Genomic DNA, 12,186 nt, shown 5'->3' on the forward strand with positions numbered 1-12,186 from the left:
TGGCGGCCGGCCTCCCCGCGCCCCGGTCACGCCGGCTTCAGCCACACCGTCGCCAGCGGCGGCAGCGTCAGCCGGACGTACCCGCCCTCCGTCTTCGCCGGATCGGTGTTGAGGACGCCGCTGCCGCCGTACTGGACCGCGTCGGTGTTGAGGACCTCCGCCCAGGCCGGGATCCGGTCCGGCACCCACAGCCGGTACTCGTGGCGCACCACGGGGGAGAAGTTGCTCACCGACAGCAGCGGCGCCCCCTGGGCGTCGTACCGGAGGAAGGCGAAGACGTTGTCCTCGGCGGCGTCACCCAGGGACCACTGGAAGCCCTCCGGAACGGTGTCCCGCTCCCACAGGGCGGGCGTGAGCGCGTACACCGCGTTGAGGTCGCGGACCAGGTCCCGCATGGCCCGGTGGTCGCCCGCCGAGTGGTAGTCGTCCTCGGTCAGCCACCACTCCGGGCCGTGGGCCTCCGACCACTCGGCTCCCTGGGCGAACTCCTGCCCCATGAACAGCAGTTGCTTACCGGGGTGCGCCCACATGAAGCCCAGGTAGGCGCGCTGGTTGGCGCGCCGCTGCCACCAGTCGCCCGGCATCTTCGACACCAGCGCCTGCTTGCCGTGCACCACCTCGTCGTGCGAGATGGGCAGGACGTAGTTCTCGCTGTACGCGTACACCATCGAGAACGTCATCTCGTTGTGGTGGTACTTGCGGTGCACCGGCTCCTTGGAGACGTACACCAGCGAGTCGTGCATCCAGCCCATGTTCCACTTCAGCCCGAAGCCGAGCCCGCCGCTGTCGGTGGGGCGCGTGACGCCCTCCCAGGCCGTGGACTCCTCCGCGATGGTCACCACACCCGGGCAGCGGCGGTAGACCGTGGCGTTCATCTCCTGGAGGAAGGCGACGGCGTCGAAGTTCTCCCGCCCGCCGTGCTCGTTCGGCGCCCAGTCGCCGCCCTCGCGCGAGTAGTCCAGGTAGAGCATCGAGGCGACCGCGTCGACGCGGAGGCCGTCGATGTGGAACTCCTCGCACCAGTAGACGGCGTTCGCGACCAGGAAGTTACGCACCTCCGTGCGGCCGTAGTCGAATTCCAGCGTCCCCCAGTCGGGGTGCTCGGCGCGCCGCGGGTCGGGGTGCTCGTACAGCGGCGTGCCGTCGAAGCGGGCCAGCGCCCAGTCGTCCTTCGGGAAGTGCGCCGGCACCCAGTCGACGAGCACGCCGATCCCGGCGCGGTGGCAGGCGTCGACGAAGTACTTGAAGTCGTCGGGCGTGCCGAGGCGGGCCGTGGGCGCGTAGTAGGAGGTGACCTGGTAGCCCCAGGACGGGCTGTAGGGGTGCTCGGCGACCGGCATCAGCTCGACGTGCGTGAAGCCGAGGTCCTTGACGTACGCGGGCAACTGCTCCGCCAGCTCCCGGTACGTCAGCCCGGGCCGCCAGGAGGGCAGGTGCACCTCGTAGACGGAGAAGGGGGCCTCGTGGACGGGCCGGTCGCCCCGGTGGGCCATCCACTCGGCGTCCTGCCACTCGTAGTGCGAGGCCGTGACGATCGACGCCGTCTCCGGCGGGCACTGGGCGCGGCGGGCCATCGGGTCGGCGCGCAGCGAACAGTGGCCGTCCGGGCCGGTGACGGCGAACTTGTAGAGCGTGCCCTCGCCCATGCCGGGCACGAACAGCTCCCACACGCCGCTGCGCCCCAGCGACCGCAGGGGCAGCCCGGTGCCCGCGTCCCAGTAGTTGAACTCGCCGACCAGGCGCACCCCGCGCGCGTTGGGTGCCCACACCGTGAAGCGGGTGCCCGTGACGCCCTGGTGGGTCATCGGGTGGGCGCCGAGCGCCTTCCACAGCTCCTCGTGCCGGCCCTCCCCGATCAGGTGCAGGTCCAGCTCCCCGAGCGCGGGCAGGAAGCGGTACGGGTCGTCCACCTCCAGGACACCGGAGTCGTAGGCGACCTGGAGCCGGTACGCCGGGACCTCCGGCAGTGGCAGCACGGCCGAGAACAGCCCGTCACCGTCGTCGTGCAGTTCGGTGCGCGCCCCGTCCACCAGCACGGCCACGCTGCTCGCGCACGGGCGCAGCGCCCGGATGGCGACGCCGCCGTCCACCCGATGGGCGCCCAGCAGGCCGTGCGGGTCGTGGTGCTCACCGGCGAGCAGCCGGCCCCGGTCGGCGGGGTCGAGCGGCGGGGCGCCGGCGGTGGTGCCGCCCGCGCGGGGCCTGGGCGTGGCGCCGGGCGGCGGCGCGGGGAGGGCGGTGGCGTCCCCGACGGGCGTCTTCTTGGTGGCCGGGGCCTTGGCCGGGGCCTTTTTGGCGGCCGGTGCGGCCGGGTTGCGGGTGGGACGACGGGGGGTCACGGGGGAGGGCCTCCTCAAGGGCGTTCACATCACGGGGTGGTGGTCTGCGCGGCCAGGCGGCGGATGGCCGCCATCGGGACCGGGAGCCAGTCGGGGCGGTGCCGGGCCTCGTACACGACCTCGTACACGGCCTTGTCCGTCTCGTACGCGCGCAGCAGCGCGGGCTCGGCGCGGGGGTCGGTGCCCGATGCCTCGGCGTACCCGGTGCAGTACGCCTCCCGGCACCGCTCCGCCCAGTCGGGGTTCCAGGGGCGGTAGGAGCGGGCCGCGTAGTCGAAGGAGCGCAGCATCCCGGCCACGTCCCGCACCGGGGGCTGGGGGCGGCGGCGCTCGGCGAGCGGCTTCGCGGGCTCACCCTCGAAGTCGATCACCGACCAGTCGCCGTCGTTCGTCCGCAGGGTCTGGCCCAGGTGCAGGTCGCCGTGGACCCGCTGGGCCCGCCACAGCCGGCTGCCCGAGCGCAGGTCGCCGACCGCCTCGAACGCGGCGCGCAGTCCGGGGACGTACGGCATCAGCGCGGGCACCGCCTGTGCGGCGGCGTCCAGCCGGCGGCTCATCCCGTGGACCAGGTTCTCGGTCTGCGGGCGGCCCAGCGCGACCGTGGGCAGCGCGTCGGCCAGCGCGGTGTGCACCTCGGCGGTGGCCCGGCCCAGCGCGCGGGCCTCGGTGGTGAAGTCCCGCCCGGCGCCGAGCGCGTCCAGGGCGAGCTGCCAGCCGTCCTGGGAGCCGCGCAGGTAGGGCTGGAGCACGCCCAGGGTGCTGGCCTCCGGGCGGCCGTTGCCGGTCTCGTACCAGGCGACGGGCGCCGGGACCCGGGTGCAGCCGGCGCGGGCGAGCGCGAGCGGCAGCTCCAGGTCCGGGTTGGCGCCGGGGTAGACCCGGCGGAAGACCTTCAGGATGTACGAATCGCCGTACACGAGCGAGGAGTTGGACTGCTCGGCGTCCAGTACGCGGGGCGTGAGCCCGTCCGGGATGGCGACGGTCCGGGAGAACCGCAGCGGACCCATGGGGCCGGGGGTGCGCAACCGTTCCAGCAGGAGCGTGGCGAGCCGTGGGTCGCTGAGCCCCTCGTAGATCGTGCGCCCGGCGAGCGGGCCGTCCGGGACGCGACCGATCAGCGCGGACGCGAGCTGGGGCGGCAGGCTGTTGCGGACGCCCAGCAGCAGTTGGTAGCAGTCGCCCTGGGCGGCGGTGTTGAGGCCGGGCTGCTGGACCCGCACGAGCAGGTGCAGCAGGCCGGGTCCGGCGGTGTCGAGCGGGAGCAGTTCGGTCGCCGAGACGAGGGAGAACCCCGTGACGGGGCGCCCCTTCCCGGCGAACCAGCGCTGGCGCGGCAGCCATTCGTGGAGCAGCGGCACCAGGGAGGGGAGCAGGGCGACCGGGGCCCGGGCGGTGGATGCGGTCTCCGACATGGCAGCGCGTCCTTTCCCCGGGCACTACGAAATGCACAGAACGTGCAGAGTGTCCCGGAATGCGGCGAGTGCTGTCCGGCTGTGCGGGACGTGTCGGGCGGGGATGGTCGAGATAGACCCGAATCGACGTATGAGGGGGAGAGTGCCCAGGGCGGGGCGACGGAAACGCCCCGCCCTGATGTCCTCACCCCTTCCCGGTCACCCGTCCGGCCGCAGGGTCCGCCCCGCCGGGTGCCGCCGCCCGGGCACCCGTGCCGGGCGCCCCGTCCGGTGCGACGCCCGGTGCGACGCCCGCCTCAGCCGGGGTCACCGGGACGCCGGCGGCACCTGCCGTGGCCGCCGTGCCTGCTGCGGCCGAGGAGCCGGCGGCGCCCGCCGTCGTGCCCGCCCGGGCCTTCGGCGCCCCATCGGGCGCGGAGCCCGGGGCCGCCGGTGCCGCCGCGGCCCGGACCGGCCCGGGTGCCGCCTGCTGTGACGCTCCGTCAGCCGCCGCCCTGCGTGCGGACGCGCCGGGGTGCTTGGTGGCGTCCGCCGTGGCGCCCGCCTGCACCGTGCGTGCCGCGTCCGGCGGATTGGAGACCGCTCCCGGCGCGGCTACGGCCGCCGCACCGGTCGTGCCCGCCACACCGGACGTGCCCGGTGCCGCCGCCCGTGCCGTGGCCCCGCCGGTGTGAGGAGCCGTGGCGACGGTCGCCTCCGTGACCGTCTTGCCCTTGGTGGGCTTGACCGCGTCCTTGCGGAGGCGGAACCAGTAGAAGCCGTGACCCGCGAGGGTGAGCAGGTACGGCCATTCGCCGATCGCGGGGAAGCGGACCCCGCCGATCAGCTCCACCGGGTGCATCCCGTTGAACCGCCGCAGGTCCAGCTCCGTCGGCTGCGGGAAGCGCGAGAAGTTGTGCACGCACATCACCAGGTCGTCCCCGTACTCCCGCAGGAAGGCGAGGACCGCCGGGTTGGACGACGGGAGCTCCGTGTAGGAGCCGAGTCCGAAGGCGGGGTTCTGCTTGCGGATCTCGATCATCCGCCGCGTCCAGTGCAGCAGCGACGACGGGGACGCCATGGACGCCTCGACGTTGGTGACCTGGTAGCCGTAGACCGGGTCCATGATGGTCGGCAGGTACAGCCGGCCCGGGTCGCAGGAGGAGAAGCCCGCGTTGCGGTCGGGCGTCCACTGCATCGGGGTGCGCACGGCGTCCCGGTCGCCGAGCCAGATGTTGTCGCCCATGCCGATCTCGTCGCCGTAGTAGAGGATCGGCGACCCGGGCAGGGACAGCAGCAGAGCGGTGAACAGCTCGATCTGGTTGCGGTCGTTGTCGAGCAGCGGGGCGAGCCGCCGCCGGATGCCGATGTTGGCGCGCATCCGGGGGTCCTTGGCGTACTCCGCGTACATGTAGTCACGCTCTTCGTCCGTGACCATTTCCAGCGTGAGCTCGTCGTGGTTGCGCAGGAAGATGCCCCACTGGCAGTTCGCCGGGATCGCCGGGGTCTTGGCCAGGATTTCGGAGACGGGGTAGCGGGACTCGCGGCGTACCGCCATGAAGATGCGCGGCATCACCGGGAAGTGGAACGCCATGTGGCACTCGTCGCCGCCGGCCGGGAAGTCGCCGAAGTAGTCGACGACGTCCTCCGGCCACTGGTTGGCCTCGGCGAGCAGCACGGTGTCGGGGTAGGCGGCGTCGATCTCCTTGCGGACCCGCTTGAGGAAGGCGTGGGTGGCCGGCAGGTTCTCGCAGTTGGTGCCCTCCTCCTGGTAGAGGTACGGCACGGCGTCCAGGCGGAACCCGTCGATGCCCAGGTCCAGCCAGAAGCGCAGCGCGGACAGGATCTCCTGCTGCACGGCCGGGTTCTCGTAGTTGAGGTCCGGCTGGTGGGAGAAGAACCGGTGCCAGTAGTACTGCTTGCGCACCGGGTCGAAGGTCCAGTTGGACGTCTCGGTGTCGACGAAGATGATCCGGGCGTCCTGGAACTGCTTGTCGTCGTCGGCCCAGACGTAGTAGTCGCCGTAGGGGCCGTCGGGGTCGCTGCGGGATTCCTGGAACCACGGGTGCTGGTCGCTGGTGTGGTTCATCACGAAGTCGATGATCACTCGCATGCCGCGCTGGTGGGCGGCATCGACGAACTCGACGAAGTCGGCCAGGTCGCCGAATTCGGGCAGTACGGAGGTGTAGTCCGATACGTCGTAACCGCCGTCCCTGAGAGGGGACTTGAAGAACGGCGGGAGCCAGAGGCAGTCGACCCCGAGCCACTGGAGGTAGTCCAGCTTGGCGGTGATTCCCTTGAGGTCGCCGACGCCGTCGCCATTGCTGTCCTGGAACGAGCGGACCAGAACCTCGTAGAAGACGGCTCGTTTGAACCAGTCGGGGTCACGGTCCTTTGCCGGCGTGTCCTCGAAGGTGTCGTGGACGGGCTCGTTGACGATCATGATGTGGGTGACCCTCCGATCGGCGGGGACGGTCGCAGGACGAGGATGTGCGCGGGCGTGACACCCGGCTCGAGGCGCACATAGTTGGCCCTGCCCCAGTGATAGGTCTCGCCGGTGAGCTCATCGCGCACCGGCACGGTCTCGTGCCAGTCGAGGCCGAGCTCCGGCATGTCCAACGACACCGTCGCCTCGTGGGTGTGGCGCGGGTCGAGGTTGACGACCGTCAGAACAATGTTCGAGCCCGCCCGCTTGCTGTAGGCGATGACGGCGTCGTTGTCGGTGTGGTGGAAGTGCACCGAGCGCAGTTGCCGCAGCGCGGCGTTGCGGCGCCTGATCCGGTTCAGCTTCCCGATCAGCGGGGCGATGCTGCGGCCCTCGCGCTCGGCGGACTCCCAGTCGCGCGGGCGGAGTTGGTACTTCTCGGAGTCGAGGTACTCCTCGCTGCCCTCCCGTACCGGGGTGTTCTCGCACAGCTCGTACCCGGCGTACACGCCCCACGTCGGGGACATCGTGGCGGCCAGCACCGCGCGTGCCTCGAAGGCGGGGCGGCCGCCGTGCTGGAGGTAGGAGTGCAGGATGTCCGGGGTGTTCACGAAGAAGTTCGGCCGCATGTAGGCGGCGGCGTCGCCGGACAGCTCGGTGAGGTACTCGGTCAGCTCGTGCTTGGTGTTGCGCCAGGTGAAGTACGTGTACGACTGCTGGAAGCCGATCGCGCCGAGGGTGTGCATCATCGCCGGCCGGGTGAACGCCTCCGCCAGGAAGATCACGTCCGGGTCGGTCTTGTTGATGGCGCCGATGACCTTCTCCCAGAACACCACGGGCTTGGTGTGCGGGTTGTCGACGCGGAAGATGCGTACGCCGTGGGACATCCAGTACCGCAGCACGCGCAGGGTCTCGCGGACGATGCCCCGCATGTCCCGGTCGAACGCGATCGGATAGATGTCCTGGTACTTCTTCGGGGGGTTCTCGGCGTACGCGATGGTGCCGTCGGCCCGGTGGTGGAACCAGGCCGGGCGCTTCTTCACCCACGGGTGGTCCGGCGAGCACTGGAGGGCGAAGTCCAGCGCGACCTCCAGGCGCAGTTCGCGCGCCCGTTCGACGAAGGCGTCGAAGTCCTCGATGGTGCCCAGGTCCGGGTGGACCGCGTCGTGTCCGCCCTCGGGGGAGCCGATCGCCCACGGCACGCCGACGTCGTCGGGACCGGCCGTGAGGGTGTTGTTGGGGCCCTTGCGGTGGGTGGTGCCGATGGGGTGGATGGGCGGCAGATACACGACATCGAAGCCCATCGCGGCGATGGCCGGAAGCCGCTCGGCGGCGGTACGGAAGGTGCCGGAGACCAGTCGGCCGTTCTCCATCCTGGCCCCCTCGGAGCGCGGGAACATCTCGTACCACGACCCGAACAGCGCCCGCTCCCGCTCCACCAGCAGCGGCAATGGCCGCGAGGACGTGACCAGTTCGCGCAGCGGGTGCGCGGCCAGCGCCTGGACCGCCTCCGTCTCCAGCGCGGCGGCGAGCCGGTCGGCGGCGGAGCGCCGTTCGTCGCGCAGCGCGTCCACCACGGCGAGCACGGCCTCGCGGCCCTCGCTCTTCGGTACGCCGTCGGCGGCCCGCTCGTGCAGGGTGGCGCCCTCGGCCAGGACCAGCTCGGTGTCGATGCCGGCCGGGATCTTGATGCCGGCGGTGTGCCGCCAGGTGGCGATCGGGTCGCTCCACGCCTCGACGAAGTACGTCCACCGCCCTTCGGCCGTTGGAGTGACCTCGGCGCCCCAGCGGTCGGTGCCGGGCGCCAGTTCCCGCATCGGCGTGAACGGGGCCGGGTGTCCGGCCGGGTCCTTGAGCACGACGTTCGCGGCCACGGCGTCATGGCCTTCGCGGAACACGGTGGCCGTAATCTGGAAGGTTTCGCCGACCACTGCCTTCGCGGGCCTTCTGCCGCAGTCGACCAGCGGGCGTACATCGAGAACGGGAATGCGACCAATCAGCGAGTTCACGGCATCACCTGAGGGTTGCGTATGGGGTATCGCTCTTTGTACTTGCTCCGTTGACGAGTGGCAGAGCGCAGGCATCACCGCTCCTGTCCGGGTTCACTCGGGTGGGCGGGTACCGGAGGAGCCCTACCCACACCCTTCGGGTGGGCAATCCGGCGCGTTGTTAACTACTCAGGCGTAGCCGGACACGACGAGAACCGGCCCCGTTCGAGTGGAAAATCGGGACCGGTTCGCGCTCGGGTGTGTCAGGTGGCGTTCAGGTGAGCGACTGGGCGTCCTGCTCCTCGGGGTCGTTCGCCCAGATCTGCCACGGCTGGCGCGAAACCCACTCGTCAACCGGGCGTGCCTCCACCGTCAACGCGCGGGCCGACACGCCGTCATCCCCGGCCAGCAGCAGCGGCTCGGCGCCCCCCGCCATGTAGTGGTAGATGCCCGCCACCCCGGCCGCCGCGGCCGGGCCGATCGCCTGTGCGAGGCCCTGCTCGAAGATGTGCGGGGCCAGCGCCCGGTACCGCACCACGCGCCCCAGGCCCTTGCCGAAGGCATCCGCCAGCTCATCACCCGTCAGCGCCCGCACCCCGCCGATGTCGTACGTCCGCCCCTCCAGGCCCTCCACGGTGAGCGCCGCGCACACCGCCTGGGCCAGGTCCCGGTGCGACAGCCACGCCGCCGGCACGTCGGCGGGCAGCGGATAGGCGAGGATGCCCTCGTTGACCAGGGCCGGGCCGTTCCAGGGGCTGAACAGGTTGTCCAGGTAGACCGGCGGGCGCAGCACCACCATCGGCACGCCGCTCTCCCGCAGCACCTCCTCGGCGATCCGGCGCGTCTCGAACGCCGCCACATCGGTGGACGTGCGCGGCACGCGGGTGTTGGCGTTGTAGACCAGCCGCCGCACCCCGGCCGCCACGGCCGCCTCGGCGATGTTCCGGGCGTACGCGCGCACCCGCTTGGCCTCGTACACCAGGGGCATCACCACCGCCGCGTGCGTCGCACCCGCGAAGAGTTGCCGTACGGCCTCGGCGTCGGCCAGGTCACCGGTGGCGCACGAGACGCCCGGCATCGGCGGCCGGTCGCCCTCCGGACGGCGGGAGAGCGTACGCACCCGGTGGCCCCGCGCACTGAGCAGGCGGGCCACCGCGCCGCCCTGGAAACCGGTCGCGCCGACGACCGCCACCCGCATCTGATTCTGCTCCGACATCTGCTCCGACATCCGCTCCGACATATGCCTGATTGGCCCTTCGATTAGGGTGTGACTGCTGCCATGACGGCTCCTCTCAGGCTGGCGGCGGCGGCTTTGGCCGATCAATTAACAATTCGGGGCGGGGGTTGAAGGATCGTCCATGGACACCGTGCGCACCGAAACCGGGAACACCGACCGGAACGACGACCTCCTCAGTGAGCTGTTGCAACCGTTGCGGCTCACCGGCGTCTTCGACAGCCGCTGGCACGTCCGCGCCCCCTGGGCCATCGAGGGCGACGCCGAGCAGGGCTGCGCCGTCCTGCACTACATCGTGGAGGGCGGCTGCTGGATCACCGCGGAGGGGCAGACACCCCAGGAGCTGCGCGCCGGTGACCTCGCCGTCTTCCCCACCGGGACCGCGCACCGGCTCTCCGACCGGCCCGACCGGCAGGGCGTACCGCTCAAGGCCGTGCTGCCCGAGCGGGAGCCCGGCACCTCCGGCGAGATCCGCATCGGCGGGACCGGGCCGGAGAGCCGGCTGCTGTGCGCCGGGCTGCACTACGACGCCAGCGCCGCCACAGGTCTGTACAAGGCGCTGCCCTGGGCCCTGGTGCTCGACGGCTCGCAGGTCGACCGCGAGCCGCTGCTGCGGGACACGCTGCGGCTGCTCGCCGCCCCCGACCGGCCCATCGGCCCCGGCGACCGGCTGATCACGCTGCGGGCCTTCGAGATGGCCCTGGTGCTCGCGCTGCGCCCGCTGCTGCGGGAGTTCGCCGAGAACCCGGCCTCCCTGCCCGTGCTGCGCCACCCGGGCGTCAGCCGCGCCCTGGTGATGATCGCGACCCGGTTCGCCGAGCCGTGGACCATCGAGTCGCTCGCCCGCGAGGTCGGCATGTCCCGCTCGGCGTTCACGGCCGCGTTCCGCGCCCTGGTCGGCGAGGCCCCGGCGCGCCACCTGACCGGGCGGCGCATGCAGGAGGCGGCGCGGCTGCTCGGCGAGACGTCCCTGCCGCAGTCGGCGGTGCCGCAGCGGGTCGGCTACCAGAGCGCGGTCGGTTTCCACCTTGCCTTCCGCAAATGGTTCGGTGTCACTCCGGGTGAGTACCGAGCGGGTGCGGCGAACGCCGCGTAATGGTTTCCGGAGGGCGACTGGCCGGTTCTTAAGGACCATTGGACGGACGTTCATTGCCGAAGGTGTGGACCAACGGACAGGCTCGCTTGCGGCAATGGCACCCGCAAGAGGAGAAAAGGTGACGAGGTCCGGTCAGGAGTATCTGGCGTCGCTGCGCGACGGCCGGGAGATATGGCTCGACGGGGAGCGGGTCGGGGACGTCACCGCGCACCCGGCGTTCCGCAACACCGCCGCCTCCATCGCCCGCCTGTACGACCTGGCGCACGACTCCGAGCACACCCCGGTCCTCACCCAGGGCGGCGTCCACCGCGCCTATGCGATCCCCCGGTCGTACGAGGACCTCGTCGCGCGCCGCGAGGCGTACAAGGTGTGGGCGGAGGCCAGCTTCGGCTTCCTGGGCCGCACGCCCGACTACATGGCGGGCGCCGCGGCCGGATTCGCGGCGCTGCCGGGCCTGTTCACCACGGAGACGTACGACGGTTCCGGCGCCGCCCTCGCCTACCACCGGCGGCTCGCCGAGGGCGACCTGTACCCGACCTTCACCATCGCCAACCCGCAGACCGACCGCACCAGGGCCGCCTCCGAGCAGGAGGAGGACGACCTGGTGGTGCGGGTGGTCGCCGAGAAGGACGGCGGGATCGTGGTGCGCGGCGCCAAGATGATCGGCACCGCGGCGGTCTTCGGCAACGAGGTGATCATCGGCACGATCGAGCCGCTCGCCCCCCAGGACGTCGACCACGCGGTGTGCTTCTCGATCCCGGTCGACACGCCGGGCCTGAAGTTCGTCTCCCGCACCTCCTACGAGGCCCAGGCGCGCAGCGTCTTCGACAACCCGCTCTCCTCGCGCTTCGACGAGAACGACGCGCTGCTCGTGTGCGACGACGTGTTCGTGCCGTGGGAGCGGGTGCTGACGTACCGGAACGTCGAGGCGACCTGCCGGATGTGGTGGCAGACCCCCGCGTACCTGAACTTCGTCCACCAGGCCGCCACCCGCTTCTGGACCAAGCTGGAGTTCCTCACCGGCATCGCGATCCTGATCACCAAGGCCAACAGCACCTACGAACTGCCGCCGGTCACCCAGGCCATCGGCCGCCTCCTCGGCCACGTCGCGCAGGCCAAGGCGTTCGTGCTCGCGGCGGAGGCGTCGTACGAGGAGGTCGACGGCGGCCGTGGCGGCGTCGCGCCGGGCGGCGAGATCTCGTACGCCCAGCGCATCATGGCGGGCGAGCTGTACCCGAGGGCCGTCCAGGAGATCAAGCTCCTCGCGGGCGGCGGTGTCATCCAGCTCCCCGCCTCCGGTCAGGACCTGCTGCACCCGGAACTGGGCCCGCTGGTGCGCAAGTACATCCGCTCGACCGGTACGCCGGCCGAGGACCGGGTCAAGCTGCTGAAGCTGGCCTGGGACGCGCTCGGCTCCGAATTCGCGGGCCGCCACGAGCAGTACGAGCGCTTCTACCACGGCGCCCCGCACGTCTACCTCACGATGCAGACCTGGGCGGGCGGCGCCCCCGCCTGCGAGGCGCTCGCCCAGGCGTGCCTGGACGGCTACGACCTGGAGCCGGTCCGATGACCGCCCCGGCCCGGCTGCGGGCGGCCGATCCGGGGCGGTGCGCCCGGGGCGGGCGCGCGGTGCGATGGCCCTCGTGCGGTCCGCGCCGGGCCGTCGGCCGTGCGGGCCGGTCCGGCGGGCACGCCGGCCGCGGCGCGGGCGAC

Annotated in this window: 6 protein-coding genes and 1 pseudogene; 2 read left to right on the forward strand and 5 right to left on the reverse strand. The window is 71.8% G+C overall.

What is annotated here, in order from left to right; all coding sequences use genetic code 11:
• Nucleotides 1-26: 26 nt before the first annotated feature.
• The 5 genes and pseudogenes from glgB to ACZ46W_RS09485 all read right to left on the reverse strand — a co-directional run bounded on the left by glgB (nucleotide 27) and on the right by ACZ46W_RS09485 (nucleotide 9,371).
• Nucleotides 27-2,339 carry a 1,4-alpha-glucan branching enzyme gene (gene glgB, locus ACZ46W_RS09465; RefSeq protein WP_468333900.1) on the reverse strand — a complete coding sequence of 771 codons (2,313 nt, stop codon included), beginning with the start codon at nucleotides 2,337-2,339 and terminating at the stop codon, nucleotides 27-29.
• Between the two features lie 29 nt (nucleotides 2,340-2,368).
• The gene (locus tag ACZ46W_RS09470; protein ID WP_468333903.1) at nucleotides 2,369-3,751 is read right to left on the reverse strand and encodes a maltokinase N-terminal cap-like domain-containing protein; all 1,383 of its coding nucleotides are present in this window, start codon (nucleotides 3,749-3,751) and stop codon (nucleotides 2,369-2,371) included.
• A gap of 727 nt (nucleotides 3,752-4,478) precedes the next feature.
• Nucleotides 4,479-6,173, reverse strand: a pseudogene (gene treS / locus ACZ46W_RS09475) (maltose alpha-D-glucosyltransferase); the annotation flags it as partial.
• Nucleotides 6,170-8,155, reverse strand: coding sequence for an alpha-1,4-glucan--maltose-1-phosphate maltosyltransferase (locus ACZ46W_RS09480; protein ID WP_468334726.1), 1,986 nt, complete (start codon nucleotides 8,153-8,155; stop codon nucleotides 6,170-6,172). The gene ACZ46W_RS09480 and the pseudogene treS, both read right to left, overlap by 4 nt.
• A 262-nt stretch (nucleotides 8,156-8,417) precedes the next feature.
• A complete protein-coding gene (locus ACZ46W_RS09485; protein WP_468333906.1) occupies nucleotides 8,418-9,371 on the reverse strand; it encodes an SDR family oxidoreductase in 954 nt (317 codons plus the stop codon).
• A 130-nt stretch (nucleotides 9,372-9,501) separates the two neighbouring features.
• On the opposite strand from ACZ46W_RS09485, the gene ACZ46W_RS09490 reads away from it, so the two are divergent.
• Nucleotides 9,502-10,473, forward strand: coding sequence for an AraC family transcriptional regulator (locus ACZ46W_RS09490; RefSeq protein WP_468333909.1), 972 nt, complete (start codon nucleotides 9,502-9,504; stop codon nucleotides 10,471-10,473).
• A gap of 118 nt (nucleotides 10,474-10,591) precedes the next feature.
• Entirely contained in the window at nucleotides 10,592-12,043 is a 1,452-nt protein-coding gene (locus ACZ46W_RS09495; RefSeq protein ID WP_468333912.1) for a 4-hydroxyphenylacetate 3-hydroxylase family protein, read from the forward strand.
• Nucleotides 12,044-12,186 lie beyond the last annotated feature (143 nt).

The sequence above is a fragment of the Streptomyces sp. NPDC031064 genome (assembly GCF_055570965.1).

Coding starts and splice junctions, on each gene's coding strand:
- ACZ46W_RS09470 (WP_468333903.1), bottom strand. CDS start 3,751: ATGTCGGAGACCGCATCCACCGCCCGGGCCCCGGTCGCCCTGCTCCCC.
- ACZ46W_RS09485 (WP_468333906.1), bottom strand. CDS start 9,371: ATGTCGGAGCAGATGTCGGAGCAGAATCAGATGCGGGTGGCGGTCGTC.
- ACZ46W_RS09490 (WP_468333909.1), top strand. CDS start 9,502: ATGGACACCGTGCGCACCGAAACCGGGAACACCGACCGGAACGACGAC.